This window comes from Flavobacterium sp. UBA4197 (assembly GCF_002379575.1).
GTDB classification, from domain to species: Bacteria; Bacteroidota; Bacteroidia; order Flavobacteriales; family Flavobacteriaceae; genus Flavobacterium; species Flavobacterium inviolabile.
Window position 1 is genome coordinate 16,647 of the sequence record NZ_DFUB01000027.1, and the last position, 23,585, is coordinate 40,231.

Annotated in this window: 28 protein-coding genes and 1 tRNA gene; 13 read left to right on the forward strand and 16 right to left on the reverse strand. The window is 34.6% G+C overall.

The annotated features are described in order from the left end of the window. Positions 1–51 precede the first annotated feature (51 nt). Positions 52–2,754, reverse strand: coding sequence for a reprolysin-like metallopeptidase (locus B3394_RS14790; RefSeq protein ID WP_286926147.1), 2,703 nt, complete (start codon positions 2,752–2,754; stop codon positions 52–54). Between the two features lie 428 nt (positions 2,755–3,182). Here B3394_RS14790 and B3394_RS14795 point away from each other — a divergent pair, with 428 nt between their 5' ends. The 4 genes from B3394_RS14795 (at position 3,183) to B3394_RS14810 (ending at position 9,962) form a co-directional block, all read left to right on the forward strand. Beyond that, entirely contained in the window at positions 3,183–6,050 is a 2,868-nt protein-coding gene (locus tag B3394_RS14795; RefSeq protein ID WP_177731339.1) for a T9SS-dependent choice-of-anchor J family protein, read from the forward strand. Positions 6,051–6,241: 191 nt separating this feature from the next. Further along, a complete protein-coding gene (locus B3394_RS14800; protein ID WP_177731341.1) occupies positions 6,242–8,320 on the forward strand; it encodes a T9SS type A sorting domain-containing protein in 2,079 nt (692 codons plus the stop codon). A 99-nt stretch (positions 8,321–8,419) separates the two neighbouring features. Further along, the gene (locus B3394_RS14805) at positions 8,420–9,352 is read left to right on the forward strand and encodes a bifunctional riboflavin kinase/FAD synthetase (protein WP_286926148.1); all 933 of its coding nucleotides are present in this window, start codon (positions 8,420–8,422) and stop codon (positions 9,350–9,352) included. Positions 9,353–9,509: 157 nt separating this feature from the next. Beyond that, positions 9,510–9,962 (forward strand): hypothetical protein, encoded by a 453-nt coding sequence (locus tag B3394_RS14810; RefSeq protein ID WP_177731345.1) that lies wholly within the window; start codon positions 9,510–9,512, stop codon positions 9,960–9,962. Here the strand turns inward: B3394_RS14810 and B3394_RS14815 are convergent. Further along, positions 9,956–10,717: a UDP-2,3-diacylglucosamine diphosphatase gene (locus B3394_RS14815; protein WP_286926225.1), complete on the reverse strand. Its 762-nt coding sequence runs from the start codon at positions 10,715–10,717 to the stop codon at positions 9,956–9,958. The two genes, B3394_RS14810 and B3394_RS14815, sit on opposite strands and share 7 nt — an antisense overlap. 11 nt (positions 10,718–10,728) lie before the next feature. Continuing rightward, complete coding sequence (locus B3394_RS14820) at positions 10,729–11,181, reverse strand: 6-pyruvoyl trahydropterin synthase family protein (protein WP_177731347.1); 453 nt, start codon at positions 11,179–11,181, stop codon at positions 10,729–10,731. A 91-nt stretch (positions 11,182–11,272) separates the two neighbouring features. Between B3394_RS14820 and B3394_RS14825 the strand changes: the two genes are divergently transcribed. Next, entirely contained in the window at positions 11,273–11,896 is a 624-nt protein-coding gene (locus B3394_RS14825) for a 2OG-Fe(II) oxygenase (RefSeq protein WP_286926149.1), read from the forward strand. 35 nt (positions 11,897–11,931) lie between these two features. On the opposite strand, the gene B3394_RS14830 is transcribed toward B3394_RS14825, so the two are convergent. Then, positions 11,932–12,102: a hypothetical protein gene (locus tag B3394_RS14830; RefSeq protein WP_177731351.1), complete on the reverse strand. Its 171-nt coding sequence runs from the start codon at positions 12,100–12,102 to the stop codon at positions 11,932–11,934. A 3-nt stretch (positions 12,103–12,105) separates the two neighbouring features. Then, entirely contained in the window at positions 12,106–12,876 is a 771-nt protein-coding gene (locus B3394_RS14835; protein ID WP_286926190.1) for an enoyl-CoA hydratase/isomerase family protein, read from the reverse strand. 90 nt (positions 12,877–12,966) lie between these two features. Here B3394_RS14835 and B3394_RS14840 point away from each other — a divergent pair. Then, positions 12,967–13,040, forward strand: a tRNA-Ala gene (locus tag B3394_RS14840). Positions 13,041–13,724: 684 nt separating this feature from the next. After that, a complete protein-coding gene (locus tag B3394_RS14845; protein WP_286926191.1) occupies positions 13,725–13,991 on the forward strand; it encodes a hypothetical protein in 267 nt (88 codons plus the stop codon). On the opposite strand, the gene B3394_RS14850 is transcribed toward B3394_RS14845, so the two are convergent. Both B3394_RS14850 and B3394_RS14855 read right to left on the reverse strand, forming a co-directional pair. Continuing rightward, entirely contained in the window at positions 13,963–14,226 is a 264-nt protein-coding gene (locus B3394_RS14850) for a hypothetical protein (RefSeq protein WP_286926192.1), read from the reverse strand. The genes B3394_RS14845 and B3394_RS14850 overlap by 29 nt on opposite strands. A gap of 7 nt (positions 14,227–14,233) precedes the next feature. Then, a complete protein-coding gene (locus B3394_RS14855; RefSeq protein WP_286926194.1) occupies positions 14,234–14,461 on the reverse strand; it encodes a helix-turn-helix domain-containing protein in 228 nt (75 codons plus the stop codon). Positions 14,462–14,575: 114 nt separating this feature from the next. Here B3394_RS14855 and B3394_RS14860 point away from each other — a divergent pair, with 114 nt between their 5' ends. Together B3394_RS14860 and B3394_RS14865 are read left to right on the forward strand one after the other, a co-directional pair. Next, positions 14,576–15,061 carry a hypothetical protein gene (locus B3394_RS14860; RefSeq protein WP_286926195.1) on the forward strand — a complete coding sequence of 162 codons (486 nt, stop codon included), beginning with the start codon at positions 14,576–14,578 and terminating at the stop codon, positions 15,059–15,061. 21 nt (positions 15,062–15,082) lie between these two features. Further along, positions 15,083–15,559, forward strand: coding sequence for a hypothetical protein (locus tag B3394_RS14865; RefSeq protein WP_286926197.1), 477 nt, complete (start codon positions 15,083–15,085; stop codon positions 15,557–15,559). Positions 15,560–15,563: 4 nt separating this feature from the next. On the opposite strand, the gene B3394_RS14870 is transcribed toward B3394_RS14865, so the two are convergent. Both B3394_RS14870 and B3394_RS14875 read right to left on the reverse strand, forming a co-directional pair. Next, the gene (locus tag B3394_RS14870; RefSeq protein WP_286926199.1) at positions 15,564–16,502 is read right to left on the reverse strand and encodes an IS1595 family transposase; all 939 of its coding nucleotides are present in this window, start codon (positions 16,500–16,502) and stop codon (positions 15,564–15,566) included. 36 nt (positions 16,503–16,538) lie between these two features. Continuing rightward, a complete protein-coding gene (locus B3394_RS14875; RefSeq protein ID WP_286926201.1) occupies positions 16,539–16,685 on the reverse strand; it encodes a hypothetical protein in 147 nt (48 codons plus the stop codon). Positions 16,686–16,809: 124 nt separating this feature from the next. Here B3394_RS14875 and B3394_RS14880 point away from each other — a divergent pair, with 124 nt between their 5' ends. Beyond that, positions 16,810–17,496, forward strand: coding sequence for a DUF4145 domain-containing protein (locus B3394_RS14880; protein WP_286926203.1), 687 nt, complete (start codon positions 16,810–16,812; stop codon positions 17,494–17,496). 544 nt (positions 17,497–18,040) lie between these two features. Here the strand turns inward: B3394_RS14880 and B3394_RS14885 are convergent. After that, complete coding sequence (locus B3394_RS14885; protein WP_286926205.1) at positions 18,041–18,817, reverse strand: hypothetical protein; 777 nt, start codon at positions 18,815–18,817, stop codon at positions 18,041–18,043. A 77-nt stretch (positions 18,818–18,894) separates the two neighbouring features. On the opposite strand from B3394_RS14885, the gene B3394_RS14890 reads away from it, so the two are divergent. Together B3394_RS14890 and B3394_RS14895 are read left to right on the forward strand one after the other, a co-directional pair. Then, on the forward strand, positions 18,895–19,386 hold the full coding sequence (locus B3394_RS14890; protein ID WP_286926207.1) for a hypothetical protein: 492 nt from the start codon (positions 18,895–18,897) through the stop codon (positions 19,384–19,386). Between the two features lie 65 nt (positions 19,387–19,451). Then, a complete protein-coding gene (locus B3394_RS14895) occupies positions 19,452–19,739 on the forward strand; it encodes a hypothetical protein (protein WP_286926209.1) in 288 nt (95 codons plus the stop codon). 4 nt (positions 19,740–19,743) lie between these two features. On the opposite strand, the gene B3394_RS14900 is transcribed toward B3394_RS14895, so the two are convergent. Continuing rightward, positions 19,744–19,965: a hypothetical protein gene (locus tag B3394_RS14900; protein ID WP_286926211.1), complete on the reverse strand. Its 222-nt coding sequence runs from the start codon at positions 19,963–19,965 to the stop codon at positions 19,744–19,746. A gap of 8 nt (positions 19,966–19,973) precedes the next feature. Then, positions 19,974–20,267: a hypothetical protein gene (locus B3394_RS14905; protein WP_286926213.1), complete on the reverse strand. Its 294-nt coding sequence runs from the start codon at positions 20,265–20,267 to the stop codon at positions 19,974–19,976. A gap of 277 nt (positions 20,268–20,544) precedes the next feature. Between B3394_RS14905 and B3394_RS14910 the strand changes: the two genes are divergently transcribed. Beyond that, positions 20,545–21,321: a hypothetical protein gene (locus B3394_RS14910; RefSeq protein ID WP_286926215.1), complete on the forward strand. Its 777-nt coding sequence runs from the start codon at positions 20,545–20,547 to the stop codon at positions 21,319–21,321. Between the two features lie 147 nt (positions 21,322–21,468). Here the strand turns inward: B3394_RS14910 and B3394_RS14915 are convergent, their stop codons facing one another. The 4 genes from B3394_RS14915 to B3394_RS14930 form a co-directional block, all read right to left on the reverse strand. Further along, positions 21,469–21,837 (reverse strand): hypothetical protein, encoded by a 369-nt coding sequence (locus B3394_RS14915; protein WP_286926217.1) that lies wholly within the window; start codon positions 21,835–21,837, stop codon positions 21,469–21,471. Between the two features lie 4 nt (positions 21,838–21,841). Then, the gene (locus B3394_RS14920; RefSeq protein ID WP_286926219.1) at positions 21,842–22,063 is read right to left on the reverse strand and encodes a hypothetical protein; all 222 of its coding nucleotides are present in this window, start codon (positions 22,061–22,063) and stop codon (positions 21,842–21,844) included. Beyond that, on the reverse strand, positions 22,044–22,496 hold the full coding sequence (locus tag B3394_RS14925) for a hypothetical protein (RefSeq protein WP_286926221.1): 453 nt from the start codon (positions 22,494–22,496) through the stop codon (positions 22,044–22,046). The genes B3394_RS14920 and B3394_RS14925 overlap by 20 nt, the downstream gene beginning before the upstream one ends. Beyond that, positions 22,468–23,585 (reverse strand): RHS repeat domain-containing protein (locus B3394_RS14930; protein WP_286926223.1); only part of this gene is annotated, 1,118 nt, incomplete at its 5' end. The genes B3394_RS14925 and B3394_RS14930, both read right to left, overlap by 29 nt.

The window sequence follows — 23,585 nt, forward strand, 5'->3', positions numbered from 1 at the left end:
AAGAGTCCCGGTTTTCCGGGACTCTTTTGTTATAAAAGTATTTTGTTTTGATTATTCAACAACAATCTTTCTTACTTCTTTTCGCTCTCCGTCAAGAACGGAAACGATATAGATACCAGATTGTACCTGGTTTAATTGGATGTCCTGATTGAATAATCCTGAGTTTTGGTATGATTTGTTGAAAATCTCTCTTCCTCTGATATCGTGTAAAACAACTTTGATATCGTTGTTAGAGTTAGAGTTGAATTCAATTTTGAAATTACCATTGTTAGGGTTTGGATAGATGTTGAAATCCTGTAATCCGAAACTTTCACTTCCCAGAGTTTCTGTTCTGGAACAAATGTTTACACCAAAGCTGTTTAAAGTACCGTTATTTGCGGCAGCAACGTCAGCGATAACCAATCTCCAGTTTCCTGCAGAACTCTGTCCGTTAAATACGTCTAATGAGTTTAATGGTTTGTAAGTGTTGTTTGCTCCGATTCCTGCACAGGCAAGCGCCACTCCTGCATCATCAAAAGTAGTAACCATGTTGCTTGTTGTAAGGGCAGAACATCCTTGTTGGTAAACAATACGGATTTCTCCTACTGTAGTTGCTCCCGGTTTTAATAAACCAATGTATAGATCATTGATTTTTGTATGTGAAATATTAACCGCAAGATTTAAATCAGATATTGTTACGTTGTCCGGAACATTTACCTGTCCTAATATTTGCCATGCAATTGGATTTTGCGCTGCAATTGTAGTGTTAGGATTAGCAGTGTATGTGTTACAAGTTGTAGAAATAGTATATCCTATTGCGATATTTTTTGATAAAGCATAGAAGATATTTCCAACTGCTTCTACCATAACTCTACATTTAGGAGAGGCAACGTTTGGTACAGTGATTACTTGTGAACCATCGTTTGGAGTGTTCGCTACCAAAGTAGTGAAGGTTGCTCCGTCGTCAGTAGATAATAAGATGTTTACGTTAGCGGTATTGATACCGTTTGCAGTTGTTCCTGCTACATCCCAGGTAACAGTTTGTGAAGAACCTTGTGTCCATGAAACGTCAGCAGTACTTGGAGACGTGATTCTGAATGGTCCTGTATTAGCAAATGTAACAACCATGTTGTCACGGTTTGTCTGACCTCCGTTTGGTGTTTTGTTATCTCTAACGGTTAGCGCAAAGTTCATTGTTCTTGCAGCATTAGGAACTACTTCCCATGTTGGTACAAGGTTTCCGGCTAAAACATCCTGGAATCTTGGCATATAACGGTTAGGATTTGAAGATGGAGGGAATGATCTGAAGTTAGGTCCGGTTGTAGCAGTAGCTACAGGAGGCTGTGTAGATATTTGTGTATCTGTTTGCTCCCAGCAGTAAGTAAGTGATTCTCCTGCAGTATCAGTAGCGCTTCCTTTAAGGATAAAAGCAGTTCCGTAAGGAATCGTGTAATCAGCTCCGGCATTTACAACCGGTGCTGCATTTCCGTTATTGGTTGTTACGGCACAGCTACCTGCTCCGTTAACGAAAGTTTGCATTTGTGCAATACTTACAGCGTGGAAATGTGCATCTGAATTGTTTTGTACGTCTACACCAGGGCAGATACCTGCATAACCCATAATCGTGTTACCACTTCCTGGTTCTACAGCTGTAGCGTTGCTACGTGTACTTGTTGTACAGTTTCCTCCAATACCGTTGAAAGTGTGTGTGGCACCAAATTGGTGTCCCATTTCGTGAGCTACATAGTCAATATCGTATGGATCTCCAACCGGAGCTGGTGAACCAGTGATTCCTCTTGCTTTGTTGTTTGTACATGGAGAGTTTAGCTGAGCCAGACCTCCACCACCTGTACTAACGGTGTGTCCGATATCGTAATTGGAAAGACCGATGTTTGCATCGATAACGGTTTGACTTTCGTTAATAAGCGTATTGGCGTTGTCGTTAGTGAAGTTATCAGAATCGATAAAGATGATAAGGTCGTTATTAGCTACTAAATTCATGTGCATAGCCATGTCTCTTTCGTATAATCCGTTAACACGGTTCATGGTAACGTTCATTGCTGCTAAAACGGCTGCTTTTTTCTGAGCAAGGGTTCCGGTGCTAAGACCAGCTGCATTTACGTGGTAAGCGGCATACTCGATTGTACAGGCCATAGCCAAACGGAAAACACGGTATTTCCCGTCACTTGCCAATGCAAGAGAAGCATCCTGGATCATTTTTCCGGAAACTTGTTCGTGATCGTCTTCAATCATACAGCTGAAAGTGCGGTTGGTAGTCAATCCGTCTCTCGAGTAAACAATATAATTGTTTAAGTCTTTTGTATAGGTATCAATATAACTTGTTCCTGTTTTTGCAGACAATGTCATTGTGTGTAATCCGAATAGGGTTACTGTGAAATTGATTGTAGCAGTAGGGTCTTCAATTCCTTTTCCGATATAGGATTTGATACCTGGGTATTTAGCTGCTAATGCAGCATCCATTACAGGAGATTCGAAAATACGATAGCTGTCTAAATTTCCTTGTGGGTTAGGAAAGGAAATAACTACATTGGAATTGCCATTGGAGTTGTCTCTAAGCGGTGCTGTTTGTAATTTTGTTTTTAAAGCAGCAAGATCAAGTGAAAATAATTCAAATTTTTGAGGCTGGGAAGTGCGTTCCGTTTTCTCATACATTCGAATTTTGTCCTCGCTAACTTTACTCCATAATGAACTTTGTGCATAGCCGGAAGCAAAAATACAAAAGGCCGATACAACAAAAAGTAATTGTCTTTTCATTAGTTAAGGGTTTAAGTTATTAATTAGTTGGCCGTGAATATACTAATAATAAATTATATGTTTATTTTTTTAACAAAAATCGCCGTTGTTTTTTGTGGGAACCGGTGTGTTTGATGCGCTGAATAATTGGGTTAAATGAAGTTAAAATTTAAAATATTCCTACAATATGTTTTAAAATACAGCTAGTGATGCTTTATTGCGGAGATAATTTTTTATTTGAACTTTTTAATACTTTGTTGTTTAATTGTGTTTATTTTTTAACAAATAATATATGTTTTTGGTTTTAAATTATGTTTTTAGGTGTGAATAATTTATTGATATATTCTCTCGTGAGCTGTTGAAAAATAAGGGGTTGGTGTTAAATTTAGGTAAACTTTTGATAAAAGATTTATATTTACCGAGATTAAAATTTAAACAACTAACAAATTATGAAAAAAACTACATTGCAGATTTTTGCATTAATCGCAGTTGGAATGTTTTCCAATGCAGCGATGGCGCAGAATCCTACAAGAAAAGTTACTCATTTTGGTAAGGTGATTGAACTCCCAACGCAAGCACTAACGCCAAGTGGTCATATCAGATGTATGACGGATGAGAATGAGGCTTATTTGCGAGCGGAAAACCCAAAAAGAGCTACAAATGAGCAATTTGAAACATGGCTGGCTCCAAAGATCGCTCAGATAAAAGCAGATCGTGCTGCCGGGAAAAATGTTCAGCAAGTGTATAACATTCCTGTTGTAATTCACATTATCCACAACGGAGATGCGATTGGTACCGGTGAGAATATTACCGATGCTCAGGCACGTTCCCAGATCAATGTGATGAATCAGGATTACAGAAAAATGGTTGGAACTCCGGGAGGAGCAAACTCAACCGGTTTGGCTGTAGATATTGAAATTAACTTCTGTCTGGCTCAGACAGATCCTTCCGGAAACTTAACGACAGGTATCATCAGACATAATATTGCGCCTTACAGCAATAATATTACCAATGGTGCCGGTGGTCCTGACTGGGAAACCAGAGCAGATGTTGAGACGATGAAAGCAGCTACAATCTGGGATCCGAATCAATATTTGAATATGTGGACAATTCGTCCGGGTGGTAATCCTTTAAATCACCCAACAGCACCTGGATTAGACGGGTTGTTAGGTTATGCTCAGTTTCCTTCAAACTCTAACTTAGGAGGTCTGAATGTAAATGGTGGTGCAGCAAATACTGATGGTGTTGTTGCAGGTTACGATGCATTTGGAACAATTGCTGAAAATGATGGTACATTCATGATGAATGGAACGTATAATTTAGGAAGAACCATGACACACGAAGTAGGTCACTGGTTAGGTTTACGTCACATTTGGGGAGATAGCTCCAGTTGTACTGTTGATGCAACAGACAGTTTTAATGACTATTGCTTGGATACTCCGGCAGCTGCGGCAGCAAACTATACTTGTGCTACCGTTAACTCTTGCCCGTTGTCTCCAGGAAACGATATGATCCAGAATTATATGGATTATACAAACGATGCGTGTATGGATACATTTACACAAAATCAAAAAGACCGTATCGTTGCGGTTATGCAGAACTCACCAAGAAGAAACTCATTAAATGCTTCAACGAAGTGTCAGACACCTACACCAATTATCCGTTTTGATAATTCTACAGGTTCTGTAAATGAAGGTACAAACTGTAGTTATACAGAAGTTAATTTCCCGGTTTCTATCGGAAAAGCGCCTTCTGCTAATGCAGTTGTTACTTTTAATGTGGCTGCTGGCGGAACAGCAACTCAGGGAGTAGATTACCAAATCATGACACCAACAGTAACTTTTGCTGCCGGTGCGGTAACTTCTCAGAACTTAACAGTTCGTGTGTTTAATGACGGTTTAGTAGAAGCTAATGAAACGTTCACAGTGAACATGACATTAAATGCTAATGGTGGTGATGCTACCTTAAATACAGCTGCAAGCTCAATTGTTGTTACAATTATCGACAATGATGCTGCTCCTTCAGCTTCGCAAACAACTGTTCTATTAACGGAAGATTTCGAAGATGCAACAGGATGGACTATTCTTGATGGTGACGGTGATGGTAAAAACTGGGGATTAATTTCTGGTTTATCAGGAGCTCCATGGACAGGTATTTCAGGTGCGTTTGCTTATTCTGCAACAGATAACCTTATTTTAACCGGTGGAGTAGGATCTAATCCTAACGCTGATAACTATATGATCAGCCCGCAATTCACAATTCCTGCAGGTGCTACTGCAGCAAGTGTTTCATACGCAATTGGAGGTTATAGCAGAACAGCTAACCCTACAGGTTATAAAGAACATTATTATGTGTACTTTACAACAAATAAAGCTACAGCTGCAGCAATTCAGGCTGGTGCAGTTTTAGAAAATAACAGAGAAATTCCGGCGAGAGCTGCAGAAATGAGAACGCATAACCTTACGGCTTATGCAGGTCAGACAGGTTATTTGGTTTTCAGACACTTCCACAATCCAAATGGAAATGGAATGTTGATGCTGGATACAGTTGATGTTACTTCAACCGTTTCTACTGCTGTTCAAACAGCTGTTAACACTTCTACTGCTTACCAGGCAAGTGTTCCTACAAGCGGTGTAACGTATGCTAAAGATGCTACTACCGGTAAAGTAATGGCAAGTATTACAAGTGATGCATTCAACTATGGATGTACTTCAGTGGCTGTTTCCAGAGATCAGGCAACTGCAGGTGCTGCTGCTGTAGCCTATAACGGAAATAATACTCCTAGCAGATTAGTTATGGCGAAATCATTTACAATTACGCCTGCAACTAACAATACTTCTGGAAACGTTACGTTGAAATTCTACTTCACAGAAGCGGAAATCGCTGCATGGGAAGCTGCAACCGGAAATTCAAGAAATGCTCTTAAAGTTATCAAACAGGGAGCTACTACAGCAAATACAGCTACTTTAGGTGCTTTCGGACCTAACGTTACTTTAGAAACTGTTGTGAATACAGGTATGAATGGTGTTTATTTCTTCGGAACAGATGCCAGCTTAAGTGCTTCAAGCTTTGAGATAATCAACTCTGTAAGCGTTTATCCTAACCCGGCAAATGACTTCCTGAATATTAACATTCCTGGAGATTTGTCAAGAACAGATTATATTATCTATAACAGCTTAGGACAAACAGTTCTTGCTAAAAATAATGTTTCTCAGGTTGACTTAGTTGTAAACACGTCAGCTTTTGCAAAAGGAGTATACTTTATTAAAATCAATAAAGACGGTTCTTCTAAAACATTAGGATTTATTAAAAACTAATATATTTTTTAATAGCTGAAAAAGGGGATTACCATTTGGTAATCCCCTTTTGTTTTTAAATAAATTATTGCTGTATTTTTAAAACAATAATGGCTTAAAATGTGTATTTTTTGAAAAAAGTTGTGGTTTTTGTATGAAAAAATAAAATATTCAATAGATTTGTAGGTTACTAATTTTTTAACCAAGTGATTATGAAGAAAAATACTTTATTGGGGTTACTGGGTGTAGCGGCATTGACGGGACTAACTCCAATGGCTACGTTTGCCCAAAAAACACCCAACCAAAAAGGAGCGATGGTTTTTGGAAAAGCAGTACATGCTTCTTCGGTAAACCCTAAAACAGGACATATCAGATGTGCTACAACTGAATATGAAGAATACCTGCGTGCTCAAAACCCAAAAAGAGCAACTACTGCCCAGTTTGAGGCATGGTTGGCACCATTAGTGGAGCAGGCTAAAAATAATAAATCGGAAGCAGGCGGGGTAATCACTATTCCTGTAGTAGTACACGTAATTCATAACGGTCAGGCTTTAGGTGCTGCTCCGAATATTACAGATGCACAGGTAATGTCGCAAATCACGGTATTGAACAATGACTACAGAAGATTAGCGGGAACTCCTGGATTCAACACGAATCCTGTTGGAGCAGATACGATGATCCAGTTTGCTTTGGCAAAACAGGATCCGAACGGAAACCCTACTAACGGTATTGATCGTGTGAATTTATGTCAGTCTTCCTGGTCAACAACCGAGATTGATAATTATGTAAAACCAAATACGATCTGGAATCCGACACAATACCTGAACATGTGGTCTGTTAATTTTACAGATGATACGCTTTTAGGATATGCTCAATTTCCATCCAACTCCACTTTAGGAGGATTATCTCCTGATGAAGGTCCGGCGAATACAGACGGTGTTGTTTCGAATTTCTCTACTTTCGGAAGCTCGGATTATACAGACGGAACATTTATGTTAGCTGCTCCTTATGATAAAGGAAGAACCATGACACACGAAGTGGGACACTGGTTAGGATTACGTCATATCTGGGGTGATAACTCCAGCTGTACGGTAAATATCGCAGATAGCTTTAACGATTACTGTCCGGATACTCCGGCGGCTTCAGAGGAAAACTATGAATGCCCTACAGGAACAGATTCTTGTCCTTCAAGCCCGGGATTAGATATGATCCAGAACTATATGGATTATACAGATGATACCTGTATGAATATCTTTACAGCTAATCAGAAAACAAGAATTGCAACTGTAATGAACAATGCGCTTAGAAGAGTTGAATTGAAAACATCCACCAAAGACCAGCCGATTGCGCTTTTTGCAAATGATGCCGAAATTAAAATCGATACGGATTGTACAGCTGTTTTAGGAGCAGCATGCGGAGCAGGTGGTCAGGCAGTGAAAAAAGTAATTGTTTATAACAGAGGTACCAGTACGCTTACGTCTGTAGGATTAAACTACAATGTTAACGGTGGTGCAAACACACCATATACATGGACCGGATCATTAGCATCTAATGCTTATGCGGTAATCAGCTTACCGGTTGCGGCTACAGCAAGCGGAACGTTCAATGTAGCAGTTACAACGGCTAACGGTGTAGCAGATCAAAGAGCGACAAATAATACCGCTTCCGGTACTATTGCTGCTTCATTACCAGCAAACTTTGAAACCAATCAGGTAGTATTCAGATTGCAACGTGATCGTTATGGTGCAGAAACAACCTGGAACCTTAAAAACAGTGCCGGAACGATCCTGTATCAGGGAAGTGGTTATTCAAATACCAGTCCGAGCATGCCGGCTTTGTTAACGCAAAACTGGACATTGGCAAGTAACGATTGTTATACATTCACAATTTTAGATGCAGAAGGAGACGGAATCTGCTGTGATTACGGAAGCGGATTCTATGATATCAAAACACCAACAGGAACTGTAATTGTTTCCGGAGGACAATTTGGAGATTCAGAATCAAAAGCATTCAGAATAAACGCATTAGGAACAACTGAATTTAACGCGTTAGGAGCGATAACAGTTTATCCAAACCCTACTAAAGACATTTTAAACATTATGATCCCGCAAGGTTTAGACCTTCCGGAAAGTTATGTTGTTTATAATAGTTTAGGTCAGACAATTGTAGCTAAAAATAAAGTTACTACTGCTGATTTAAGCGTTAATACAGCCGACTTGAGTAATGGTGTTTACTTTATCAAAATAAACAAAGACGGTAACACTAAAACGATCAAATTCGTTAAAAACTAAATTAACCGTATCTTTATAGTACAAAGAGGATTGTTTTATTACAATCCTCTTTTTTTATATAAATAGGATAGCTTAAATTTGCGAATCAAAATTTGCCAATTGAAAATATTTTCATCAATACAGGAATTTCATTCGGAATCGAAAACAGTTGTTACTTTAGGAACCTTTGATGGTGTACATTTGGGACACAGAAGTATATTGGAAAAAGTAATCACAAGCAGTAAGACGCTGCATGCAGAAAGTCTGTTGCTTACTTTCTTTCCGCATCCGAGAATGGTCCTGCAGCAGGATTCGGATATAAAACTATTGAATACTATAGACGAAAAATCCTATCTTCTGAAAGAATTCGGAATCGATAACCTGATTATTCACCCGTTTGATCAGACCTTTTCCCGACTGACAGCCGAAGAATTTGTAAAAAATATCCTGGTAGATAAATTCAATATCGGCAAAATTATAATCGGATACGATCACCGTTTCGGAAGAAACAGAACGGCAACTATAGAGGACTTAATCCGTTTCGGTCAGGAATACGGTTTTGAAGTAGAGCAAATCTCGGCACAGGAAATCGATGATGTTTCGATTAGCTCTACCAAAATCAGAAATGCCCTGGATGAAGGCAATGTAGCCCTGGCAAATTCCTATTTGGGTTATGATTACTTCTTTACCGGAACCGTAGTAAAAGGAAACCAGTTGGGACGAACAATAGGCTTTCCAACCGCCAATATGCAGATTGCAGAAGAGTACAAGCTTATCCCGAAAAGAGGGGTTTATATCGTATCTTCAGAAATCGATGGTGTGCCGGTTAACGGTATGATGAATATCGGGATAAGACCTACAGTTGATGGTGAAAACCTGACCATTGAGGTTAACTTCCTGGATTTCGACGGAGATCTTTACGGTAAAAAACTACGAATTGCCATTCATGAAAAAATCAGGGAAGAACAGAAGTTTCCATCTCTGGATGCGCTCAAAGAACAGCTGGCTCTGGATAAACAGACCGCTTCTGCCTATTTTGCAAACCAGCAATAAACCATAACAGGTGTTTTTTTGACTTTAACGATTATTCCGCTCAATTAACTTTCGGAACCTTATTTTTTTGTAAATTTGATTAAATGCCTGATAGTAAGTTTCTTAAAACTTCTCGTCAGAAACATAAAATCTTGTTTAACTGTTAAAATGTAAGATTATGTTCAAGTCAAGAGAATTTAAAAACGGGATGGTTATTTTTATCGGTATTGCCTTGTATTTCCTTGTAATGGAACTGCTGGGCCTGACGGATAAATTGTATTTGCGGTTATTCAACGCGGTAATTGTTCTTTATGGTGCCAACAGGACGATAAAAGAGAACTTTAGAGACGGGAATGCCGAATATCTGAATAATATACTGTCGAGCTTTAAAACCTGCGTTATCGGGATTTTAATAAGCGTTGTGGCACTTATTGTTTATATTCATATAAGAGGAGGTGAACCGTATCTGAGCAGACTTTCCGATGGCTTTATATTTACCGGAGGCAGGCCGAAAGTAAATGAATATTGTATCGGATTACTTTTTGAAGGTATTGCGTCGTCTGTAGTTGGCTGTATTCTTTTAATGCAGTACTGGCACGGAAAGGTCTTAAAGCCGAAACCACATCATTGATCGGTATGTTTTTTTAACTCAAAAGCCGTACCGTCAAAAACACCATAGGTGAAATAACTTATCCAGTCGCCAAGATTGATATAAGTAGCTTTTTCGGAAAGTGTAATTTCGAGAGGAAGATGTCTGTGCCCGAAAACAAAGAAATCATACTGTTTGGACTTCAGCTTTTGTTTGGAGTATTGTACAAGCCACTCATTTTCTTCTCCTAAATATTTTACGTCTTCAGCACCGGAAATCAGCTTGTTTTTTACCGAAAGGTATTGTGCCAGCCGAACCCCTAAATCCGGGTGAAGCCATCGGAACAACCATTTCGAAAAAGGATTGGTAAACACCTTTTTCATTCTTTTATAGCCTTTGTCGCCGGGACCAAGTCCGTCGCCATGGCCAATCAGGAACAACTTGTCGTTAAAAACAAACTCCTGTGGTGTGTGATATACCGGGATATTCAATTCTTTTTCAAAATAATCATACATCCATAAATCGTGATTACCCACAAAGAAATAAATGTGGATGCCGCTGTCTCTCAGTTCCGCCAGTTTGCCTAAAACCCGGATAAAACCTTTTGGAACAACGGTTTTGTATTCAAACCAGAAATCGAATAAATCTCCCAGAAGGAACAGTACTTCCGCATCTTTTTTAATCAGATCCAGCCAGGCCACAAACTTTTGCTCCCGCGGAAAACTCTTTTCCGGGGTTGGAGCGCCAAAATGCTGGTCGGATGCAAAATATATTTTCTTGTTATGCGGAATGTTCATCATCATCAATATTACAGATTATCGGATTGGTACCATTCAGCAAAGGAGGTTTCCGTTTCCTGTAATTTTAAAGAATGCAAGTGGATTCCGTGTGGTAAGCGGTTTTTAATTTTTGCGGCAAAATCGGTAACCATGTTTTCACTTGTTGGCTGGTATTCTACCAATATAACATGATGACCGCGGTTTTTCAGCTCATTCGCCAGCTCTAGATGCGGCGTGTTCTGGTTGAAAACCGTGGCATGGTCAAAAACATCAACAATTTCTTCTTTTACAATTTTCTTCAAGTCACCGAAATCGATAACCATACCGTATTTCACATTTGTATTGTCTGTAATAGGCCTTCCGATTACTGTTACCGATAATTTATAACTGTGACCGTGAACGTTTTTACATTTTCCGTCATATCCGTATAGGGCATGTCCGGTTTCAAAAGTGAATTGTTTGGTGATTCTGATGTTACTCATTCTGTAGAAATTAGACTGCAAATTTAGTAAATAAAATAAAGCGATCGGATTTCCGTTTTGTCATATCTTTACACATCCATTATAAATAAGTATGAGTGATTTTCAATTGAATCCAATATACGAGCAGATCATAGACGATTTGCTGCAGCAGCAATACAGCATCGCTGATGATTTTTTTTCTGATAATGAAGTAATTGCTCTTCGGGAAAGTTTGTTGCAGAAATATGAAGAAGACAACTTTAAAAAATCCGCTATCGGAAACCTCAGCAATGAAAAAATTATAGATGCCGTTCGCGGCGATTTTATTCTCTGGCTGAATGAAGAAGAAAGCAATGCAGCAGAAAAAGCATTTTTCAATAAAATAAACGATTTCGTACAATACCTGAACAGAACCTGTTTTATGGGGATTCAGAATCAGGAGTTTCATTATGCCCTGTATCCGGAAGGGACTTTTTATAAAAGGCATCTGGATACGTTCCAGAACGACAGCAGGAGGAAGCTGTCGATGGTGTGTTACCTGAACGAGCAAAACTGGCAGCCCGATTATGGTGGTGAACTGGCTATTTATAAAGATAATAATGGGCTGGAAGTCACCGAAAATATTTATCCCGTTAAAGGAAGAATGGTCATTTTTGAAAGTCAGCTGCTGGAACACGAAGTAAAACCGGTCAAACAACCCCGGCTGAGTATTACCGGCTGGTTAAAAACCCGATAAAAAAACAAAAGCTGTTCTAATGAACAGCTTTTTTGTTATTCCCTGTTTCGTTTCCGGGCCCTGTGGTACATCAAATAGGCTATGATAACCAGCACGACAAAAGGCAGTAAGGAACCGATAAAGACTCCGATCTCATAGTTGTTATCGGGAGCATTTTTTATTTTCTCTTCAATAGTAGCGTGCTGAAACAGGAGTATATTTTTCATGGTTTATTTCTTTTTAAACTGATTTAATGCCTTTACGGTAAAATCGGATAGTACCAGTTTTCCGGAAATACCGGCTCTTTCATACAGCAGGCTGTCCCAGTTTTCGGTTCCTTCCCATAATACATTTTTCATTTCGGCTAAAGCCTCCGGATTGTAGCTGGCCAGTTTGGACGTGAAAAGTTCCAGTTCTTTATCGAGTTCCGGTACATTTTCCAATACTTTGGCATATAGACCCTTTTCCTGCGCCCAATAAGCATTTTTCCATTCATGTGCGGCCAGGGTCATTTCGGCTAAAGCCGCTTTGCCAATTTTTCGTGAAACTGCCGGTTCAATCACAAACGGTCCGATGCCGATAGCCAATTCCGATAGTTTGATGGCACTTTGTTCGGTTGCAAGGGCATAGTCGCAGGCTGCAGCCAGGCCAACGCCGCCGCCAACAGCTTTTCCGTGGATCCTTCCCACAATCAGTTTGGAACATTTGCGCATCGCATTGATCACATTGGCAAATCCGGAAAAGAATTTTGCGCCTTCTTCCAGATTCGAAACCGCTAATAATTCGTCAAAAGATGCTCCGGCACAAAAAGCACCGTCGCCTTCACTCTTTAAAACAATCACTGAAACATTCGGATTGCTACTCAGCTTATGCAATTCGTCCGTTAAGCGTTGTAATAATTCACCGGGGAAAGAATTACTGGCCGGATGGCCAAATTCTACAAAGGCAATTTTGTTGTCAATTCGGGTATATAAGGAACCGTTTATTCTGTCAGTAGTCATTCGTAAAATATTTTGCCTTAAAAATACAATTTTTAGCAGAATCTATTTGTAGAATGATTGAAAAAGCTATATTTGTACCCGTTAATAAGCGGGGATGTAGCTCAGTTGGCTAGAGTGCTTGACTGGCAGTCAAGAGGTCGTGGGTTCGAGCCCCATCTTCTCCACTAAAAGACAAAACGCTGTAAGACGAAAGTTTTACAGCGTTTTTTATGTTTATATACCTGGGTGTGAAGATTTTTTTAAATAGATAAAATTCTTTACGTTTTTATGTCTTTAATATGGACTTGGATTAAAATCTGTATTTATGGGTTTTGGAAAGTCTATGCTGCTATTTAAACTAATTGATTTTTCCTGTTTAAATAAGTAAGAACATCTGCATTAAACGCTTTTAAACCACTGCCTGGTGTATCGAGGGTGTTAAACTCCGGTATTTTCTTGTCGTTAATAACGACTAATACATTACCCAGGTGGTTGGTTAACTCATAACGTTTGTCACCTACCAAATTTACATATTTTTTATATGCAATAAGTCCTTTAGAAAAAACTATAAGCTTTTATGAAATAAAACACACACGCTTACAGGTGCGTTTTTTATTTATCATCGCAACTTTTCGGAGTTGGATTTTCTATTAAATTTAATTGACTATCGGGAACTTTGTACCAAAATAGAAAAAGGGTTAGCTTATGTGCTAAGCCTTTTCATTTGTACTACAAATATAAAATAATCTTTCCGGGTTATCAAATATTTATTTTAATGAATGTTGTTATAAGAAGAAAAGATTTATCAATTGAAAGGTGGATAAGCTTTACTTATTTCTTATATATAGTAAGTTATCTTAAAAAACTTTATGAGTGATGATGATACAAAAAAACAAATTCTTTCTGATGAGAGAGGAGAATTTTATTCTAATTTATTTGAAAAATATGAACAAAATATTTTTACAACTAATGATGAAGAAAATACTTTTATAAATGATTTAATTTCTACTTTACAGGATGATATAGATTTTGAAACAAAAATCTATATCATCAGGTGCATTGTTGTTGATGTAATCTTACATCGAGAAATTGATAAAGATTATTACATTAATCATTTTTTGAAAAAGAATCAATAATCACCTTTAATGAAATTTTTTTTCTTCGGTTTGTTGTAGTATTTTCTACGATTCCAATAGCCTTATAACCTTTACCATCCTCTATTAGGGATAGAGTTGCTTCTATCTCAACAAAAAGATAATTATTAACCCTTTTTTGAATTGTTTTGTAATCAATCCTTTCTAATATAGAAAAAGTTTTACCTATGTAAGGTGTGGCTTTTTCAACTAATTCGTCGCGTTCAGTTTTTGTCATCTTTCAATTATGTTTTTTTAAACAATATTTCTATTTCTACTCCTAGTGCTTTAGCAATTGATACAAGCTTATCAATTCCCATTATCTGCTTTCCTGCCATATACCTTCTTAAAGCCTCAATATCCAAATCCGCATCATGGGCTACATGTCGTACCTTTAAATTCTTCTCTTTTATAATAGCTTTAATATTCGCGCCAACATCTTTCACTGATTGGGGTATTTCCTTTTTCCTCATGGTCTATCATTTGAAAAAGGAAAATTAGTCTTATGTAGTCATAAAAATAGTAACGTATATTTCCAGTCATATTAATCTGTTTTGTATATTCGCCATATATAAAACTCAAATTCAATGGAAAATACTCCTCAACAAAACAATAATGCATCTGGATTTATTTTCTTTTTAGCATTCGTTGCATTTGCATTCATTGGAATTACTTTAAGTCATTCTGGAAAGAAAAAATCTGTCACCCCTGTAACTGAAACCGAAAAAATCAACTGTGTGTTGTGCGGGATTGATTTAACAGATACAAACAACAGAATACAACCAAATGGCAAAGCTTACTTCTGCATGCCATGCTATCATAAAATGCTTGATGATGGAAGTAATACTTCTTCAGAATCAAGTTATTCCGAATACGATTATAGTTCTTCAAATAATGTTCAGAATGAATCAGGATATTCAACTGGTTCAGATGGAAGAATATATGAGAATGCACCCTGTTCTCTTTGTAACGGAACTGGAATTGAAGAAGCCACCGCAGCTAATCCATATACAGGCGAAAGGACACGTAGAGTTTGTCCTCAATGTCAAGGTAAAGGTCATCAGAATTACTAACTCTTTAATAGCTAAACGAAAATGAAAAAAGTAGTATTTGCATTAATTCTTATTACGCTGTTTTCCTGTGAGCGAAAAATAGAATATAGTAGCTTACGCAATGAGGGTGGGACATATTATTTAGGAAATGAACTATATAGCGGTGATGCTGTATTTAGTACTGAAACTGAATATCCATCAACAACCTATAGATTCCAATTTGGGAAGAAATTATATGAAACAGAATACTTTATGATTGACCCTGCAAGCAGAAAGGTTAAATATGAAAAGGAATTCTATAATGGTCTTTTGAGTAAAGAAAAGGAATACTCTATTAATGGGTTATTGCTACGACAAGAAACTTATTCATGGGATATGAGTAATAAGACCGCTGAAGCTGTAATTATGACATTTGATTGGTGTGGAAAGATTAAAACCAAAAAAATCTTTGTCTGTGATGAATATCATAATTTAATGAGAGTGAAGTATGAACAAAATATACCTTCTCCTTGCAATTAATGTATCATTGATAATTAACAGCCACATTTAGAACCCTGTCAAATAAATCCAAATCATTATTCCTGCGATTGAACTTAAAGCAAAACTCATTTAAGTAATTCTGAGTATAATTTCTACCAACTGAATGATGAACACCTAAGAAGTTTCTTTTAGCGTTAGAGATGGTTTTATGAACCCATGGAAGTACTTTATGAGCAGGCATATAAGTCATCTTAACGTAATGATGGTCTTTTACTATTTCTCTTAATTTGCTATAATGATTAGCTCCATCTGTTGTAATGACAGCATTGGTACAATCAATATTTTTCTTTACTTCTGGAATAATTGTTTGCGCTTTGTTGTCTTCAACATGAATCATTTTAATGTATCTTACAGCTCTGTTTGACTTGTTCTTATCTATCTGATTGAAATTAGGTATTGATTCAGTCATAACCAATACAGTTGAAGTACGAGGACTCCCTTTACCTGGTTTCATTTTCTTTTTTGGTAATCTCTTACCATTTTCATCTTTTTCGATTGGAGCTGTTGTAATAAAAAATGCTTCATCCATTTCGATTTCATTTTCCAATTTATATTCAGCATCTCTTTGCCCCATCACTTTACGGATTTTATGCATCATAGCCCAGATTGGTTCATAAAATTTATGTTCTATTTGTCTTTGTATTTCGAGAGTTGAAAATGATTTCTTTGTACTGCTCACAAGCATGAAAGCCATATACCAATGTTGATATGGAAGCTTGCTATTTTCCATTACGGTTCCGCTTTTAAGAGAAGTGCGAAATCCGCAGCTTTTGCATTTGTAATAATCAATTGTTGATAGCCAATAGTGTTCATTTGATTGACACTTTTTACATATGACACCTGCTTTGTCTCTATAGGTTTTAAAGTGTTTTTTGCAGGCTTCTTCGTTTGGGAATTGTTGAAAGAATTGTTTTATTGTCATAGCGTATAATTAATTATTGTTGTTTATATTCTACTATTATAATTGTTTTGCGTATTTGATAAGAATTATTTCCATCAGGTTTTTAAGGCTTCTTCCTTCTTCATCAGCTTGTTTTTGAAGAATGTCAATTATTTCTTTAGTTAGGTGTACTTCTCTTCTAGTTTTATCTTTTGCTATTGTCATTAGAAATATTGTTTTATATTTTATACGTTAAAGATACGTAACCTTTTTAAAGGTCACAAGAAAAAAATAAAAAATCCAGGTAATGCATTTTTTTTAACTATTTTAGTAATACTAAATTGTTAATATGCAAAGTTTTTGTGCAAAGTGTAAAACTAATACTAATCAAAAAGTACTTTTCGAGCAAATTGAACACATCCAAGAAGAAGACGGTTGGCAAGAATATAATTTTTATCAAATTATTAAATGTAAAGGTTGCGATACAATTAGTTTTAGGAAACTCCATGAAAATATTGCAATGAGACATGAATGCGAATCAGGATATGAGGTAAAGCCATTAGTACAGCTATACCCCAATAGAAGTGAACATCATTTAACTATTAATAGATATTCACATACACCTAATAATATACGCACCATCTATAAAGAAACAATTGAGGCATATAACAATAGTCAATTGATACTATGTAGCGGGGGATTAAGAGCAATATTAGAAGGTATTTGTATAGATAAAGATATAAAAGGTTCAAATGTCATTCTAAAGAATGGTAACACAAAGTTTGTTGAAAATCTACAGAAGAAAATTGAAGGATTAGCAGAAAAAGGATTCCTTACTACTGGAAATGCGGAAATATTGCACAGTCTACGATTCATAGGTAATGATGCTTTGCATGAATTATCTGCCCCTAATAAACATGAATTAAAACTCGCTATTGATATTATTGAACATACTATAGAGAGCTTGTATGAAATTGAATTCAAAGCCCACAATTTAAAAACAAAATTATCACAAAGAAAGAATCCAAATAAATAGAAATAAAATGTTCATGCAATTAATTAATATCTTTGGTTTGGTACTCAATATTATTGGTGTTGGGATGTTATTTTACCATGGTATGCCCCCAAAATATAATCAAGGTTATGTCGAGGATATGCCCTCTAATGAATACAATAGAAGTAAGAGGTATTCTAACATAGCATTTATACTAATTATTGCTGGGTTTATTAGTCAATTTATTAGTGCTTGTATTCCTCTCTTTATCTGTTAGCATATCCATAACCAAGAAAATAGCAGCTAATTAAGCCACCTATAATTATTATAGAAAATAATATATACAAATTCTTAACTGATAGGAAAAACAATGCGATTGGGATAATACAACTTAAAACTAAGAGCAGTAGTCCTATATTAAAATATTTTTCAGATTTACTCATAACTTTTTCCTAATAAATATCTTATCAAAATGGAAAGTTAAGAAACTATATCCGAAAGAAGAACACAAGAAGGCTTATCCTGCTTCAATATGGAATAAAGAATTATTATAGAGAATAGTGATGATTATACAGATTTATAACAATTATTTAGATTTTAAATAGCTAACTATTTCACCCAGTAAAACATCTAAATCCTGACTGAAATTTATTTGATTACGAGTCGGTAAACTTTCACTTCTTCGAATATGTGAATGTAATATTCCATCACCTATACTCCGCATAGATTCACCTAAATGTTTGAAATTCTTTTTCACACTTCTACTAATATCAGGATTGTTATCATAAGTGCTATTGAAACTTTTATCTCCGAATATAGGTGGTATATGGTCAATTATTGCCCTACCCAACATTGCAACACTGTAATAATTCTCATTGGAATAATTAAAATTCAATTCTTCACATAAACGTATCAGTTTAGATAAATCAAATTCACTTTCATTTTTAATTTCATTTAAAGAATTTATTCTTGATTCATCAATGTAAAGTTCAGTAATAGGTCTAACAATTTTCTCTTTTCCCTTATCTTCACCAAATGCTTTATGTCCAATATGCATAGCTGTTACTTCATCACCAATTGTTGAAAGAAAAGATTCATAAACTAAATGTTCTTTGGATAGGTTTTTAAATAATTGTCGTTTTTGATTAGCACGAAGTAAAATATCATTACTTTTTAACTCTTTTGAGTTTGTAAATATCTTGATATAGGTGAATCCCACCCAGTTGTAACTTTTTCCACTAATGGTAAAAACGTTTTTTCCTTGTAAATAAGCATCAGTAATTACATTCAAGGCCTCTCTATCAATATCTAATATATTATGCGCATTCCCTAATAAAGTCTTGTAAAATACATTATATTTCATAATTATCGGATTAAACTCAAATATATTACTATTTACATTATTTCAAAACATATTTACTTTATAAGTAAAATGCAATTATGAAATCATTATCCAATATCTTTACTAAGCTCAAAGAAAAACTTAGACTTATGATAATTAAAACCTCAAAGAGAATACTAGAAAGTCAGTTGAAATATTTTTATAATGAAATATATTTTTATCAAGATGACCCCTTATTACATTTTAAGTTCACTTTTATAAGCCATCTAATTAATAAAAATGAGGCCGATAAATTAAGAAGTGCAATACTTAAATCAATTCTCAATGAAGGATTAATTTTTGAAAAAGGAAAAATAGAAGAATTTAAAACTTCTGAACTTGAAAATGTAAAAAACAGAATTAAAACTAATCAAGAAATAAATGGAGTTGTAAATATGAGAATTATATTTCAACGAGCATTTTATGAAAATTCTATTTCATCACAATCCTTTGAATTGAATATTCTAAAAAAAACTGATACCCCTTTTAAAGACATTGGAGATTTATTTGTTTTTAAGATTGACAAATCAATTTTAGAAGATGAAAAATAAAGAAAGAAGCCCTAGAATTAGGGCTTTACTTTTTTCTATATTTACTTATTTTTTATGTAAAAAACATGAAAGAATCGTTAGATGAAAATTTTAGAAATATAAATCAAAAGTTAATTCCCTTTTGTGATGAAGCTCAACAAATAATAGATGAATTTAAGCAAAAGATAAAAGCTTTGCAAGAAAGAGCAGAAATAGCCAATAAAGGTTCATTATGGATAAACATTTATGGGCCAGTACATCTTTTCAATAATACAGATTACAAAAGAGATTCATTTATATATGATGATAAGATTGAAATGTACAGATTTAATATTGATGAAATTGTAATTCAACCAATAATTGCTTATCATTAATAATCTAACACAAAGGATACTTAAGGAATTCATCAATACTTAAAGACAAATCAATTGTTTCGTCTTTTATTATTGGAGTTAATGCGACATATACATCATAATCATTTTCAGATGTTTTAGTTGCTGTAACATCAATCACTTTATAGCAAATATGGTTAATTTTTCTTTTGGTGTTTACAAGTGATTTATTGTTACCTGCTTTAATAATTGCTTCAGCTATGGTCATCTATTATGTTATTTTATGTATTTTGTAGTAATATATTTGAGATTAACATTCTCAATATATTTATCAATATCGGCTTTAGTTTTATTGGAACATTCTTTTAAATCGAATGCTACTCTGTCTTCATGTGTTTTATCTTTGAAAACGTTTAATAGTTCAAAGTGATGTATTTCCCCTTTATTTACACCAATAACAAAACGATAATTATTAGCTCTTTTTATATTTAATTTCCAAGCTCTTTTAGTAGCCTCTTGTGGTTCAATATTATGTATAGTTTTTGAAATATTTACTGCTATAATTTTCATTAGTCTTTGATTTGATAGTTTTAAAATAATTCATCATCATGAATTTGTGCCATAATGCTTCGTAGACAGCCATTTCCCTTAAAGGAATGATAGAATCAGTATTTGGAAAATCAAATTTCATAACGTTCTATTAGTAGGATAAATAACGTAATCTTGATAAAAATAGTATTATTTCACAATTTTACGATTATTTTTCTTATTTTGTATTATACGTTTTTCAAATGATTTTCTATTATTCTCATTCATAAAATATCAATTAATCTCAAAATAGCATAAGATGAAGCATATAAAGAAAAAATATCTATATCAAAAACAAATGCAAAACCAAAATTTTGAAGGGATGGAGATAATAGATATTACAGAACTTAAAGAAGATACATTTAAAAAAGAAAGCAAGCTGTCAAAGAACTTAACCATACAAACTACAGATGGGTCAAACATATTTGCTTTCATTTACAATCATAATGGTAAACATATTCCAATGCCTTTACCTGATTTCACCTTAGTATATTTTGATTTTGCACACACTCTTAATAATGGTAGAAAAATCTATCAAAAACAGATGTTCGATAGATTAACGGACATAACAAATTTTACAGAAGTAAGTAGTCGGGAAGTTTACAACTACTATGGGTATTCAACATCATGTATAATCAATCTATTTACTTCAATTGAATGTTTTATAAACCATTTAATTCCTGATTCTGCAATTTATATAGAAAAGAGAACCAATAAAACAGAAATATATGATAAGAAGCAAATTCAAGTTGGAATCCCTTTTATGGATAAGTTAAAGAAAGTATTACCACAATTGAAGGGCAACAAAAACTTTTTCCAACATCCAACTCCAACCAATGCCCATATAATAAAGCTAAAAGAATTACGAGATGAAATAATTCACACTAAGTCTGATAATAATGGGAATATTGCAAGTGAACTTTTCAAAAAGATTATAAAATTTGATTACGACCAAACTTTTGATGCAGTTTCAAAGTTGATGAATTTTTATGAACCAGATTATGTAGAAGAATGTCCTTGTGAAAATGAAAATTAAAAGCCCTCATTCGAGGGCTTTACTTTTTTCTATATTTATCTATTTATAAATTAAGACTAGGGTTGGTATAAAGTTCCCGATAGTCAATTAAATTTATAATTAAAATTAATTAATAACTATTAATCTTTTTCTGCTTTCATTCCTACATTATTCAAAACAGTTAATATCGTCAATTAATCCTAATTCAATATCGTCACCATCATCATCATTAACAAATTGATTCAGTAAGTTGTAAATATGAATTAAAAAAAAAGCTTCTTTATGACTTTTATTTGCAGCATTAAGAACAATTTTTTTCTCATCAAACATTATATCAATGTATCTTTTAAATTCAGATTCAACCTCTATTTTTTTATTTATATTCAACTTAAGTTTTATCAATATATTCTTGACATCTCCTATGCTGAGATTTTTTTGACTTAATTCTTTTATGCCTAAAACTTCTAAAATAATATTTGTAATTTCAGAATTTTCCTCAAAAAAAGAATATTTTTTTTTATAACTTAAAAATATCATTATTTTAATTTGATTTTGTAAACAAGATTTCTATTCCTTCATAGCCATTTTCTCCAACATAACCTCTCGTGACATTAGCGTTTGTAAAGCCAGCTCTCTCGGCCCATTTACCAGTAGGTGTTGAAAATATAGCTTTATTCAAATCTTTAGTTTCTTTAAAGACTTTCTGAAAAACACTTAAATTAGTTCCATCGACCCAAGTTCCCTTAATGCCTTCTGATTGCATCTATAATAATTATTTGGCTATCACATGGTAAATAAGCAATATTAAACCTTTGTATTTTATCTCTGTCTTCAAAAATGCTTTCACTTTTATAATCTTTATGCCTAATATAGATATCAAAATTTGTTAAATTATTTTCATATTTCTGATTACACATATCATCAAAATCAGATTTAGAAATTCTATAACCCTTTTTAGAAAAATCATTAATAAGTAACAAATTAGTCCCTTGAGATTTATCAACTAATTTGGCATTATAAAATGTTTTTTTGTGATTTTCGATTGTAATTGAATCAAAAACAAAATCACTGCTGAGAATTTCTATCGTTTTATTTTTACTATCAATTTTTACTTTTTGATAATTAAAATTATTTTCGCACGATAGTATGAAAAATAATAAGAAAAGATTAAAGACTATAAGTTTTTTTGATTTCATTCTGCTCATTTTTTAAATTTTTATTCTCCTTTTCTAAATCTCTAGTAAAAGCTTCAAATAAAAGGACTTTTGTGCTATTTTCATTTTCTCCTCTTCTTCTAGCTTCGGTTCTCATTTTAGTGACAGTATTTTTATAATATTTTATTTCTTTTCTATTGTTTTGAATTTCACCTTCGAGGATTACATTCATCCTGAACTCTGCACCAATCTTTTCTAGTGACATAGCTTTTTGATTTTCTGTAAAATTGTCTTTAGAATTCAGAATGTCCATTACCGTACCATTTTTATACTTTAAAAGTAATGGCACATATTTTTCTTCAATTCTAAAAGCCATTTCTTCAGTTGGTATACTTCTGTATGAATAATTAATGCCATCTCCTACATATGTGAAATAAAATGAATTATTTCCTTGCTTACGGGCATCATCTTGATGGCTTTGCTCATGCGCAACAAGTCCAATCCAATACTTTTGGCCTTTAGGTTTTTCGGAATCAGCATATATTACCGAATTATAAAAACTTGTGGCTTGTGGTTTACCAGTTGTAAAAACATAATGAATCTTTTGAGCTGTAGTTAAATTAGGATTACTGGCTGATACCCAATTAGTATTTTGAATTCTAGTTTTGTCAAATAGAAAAGCTCCTGTTAATAACCCAATAATTGGTTTTGTGATTTTACCTGATTTATCTACAATTTCTTCAGGCTCAAGTCCTTCTAATTCTACGGCATCTAACACTCTATTACCACTAAAAGCATATGGACTATAGAAAGGATACTTTTTAGTCAACGGATCAACCGCAAAAAACCTGCCCACTCTCGGGTCATGCATCCTAAAGGTATAATTCAACGGATTTCCTTCCCCTTTAATTTCATTATCCATTTCCTGTCCCTGGAAACCATAACGATAATCAGTTTTTGAGCGATGTCTGGCATCGATGATCATACCAAACGGGTAATAATCAGAATAGGTAAGAACATCTGCATTAAACGCTTTTAGACCACTGCCTGGTGTGTCAAGGATATTAAACTCCGGTATTTTCTTGTCGTTAATAACGACTAATACGTTCCCCAGGTGGTTGGTTAACTCAT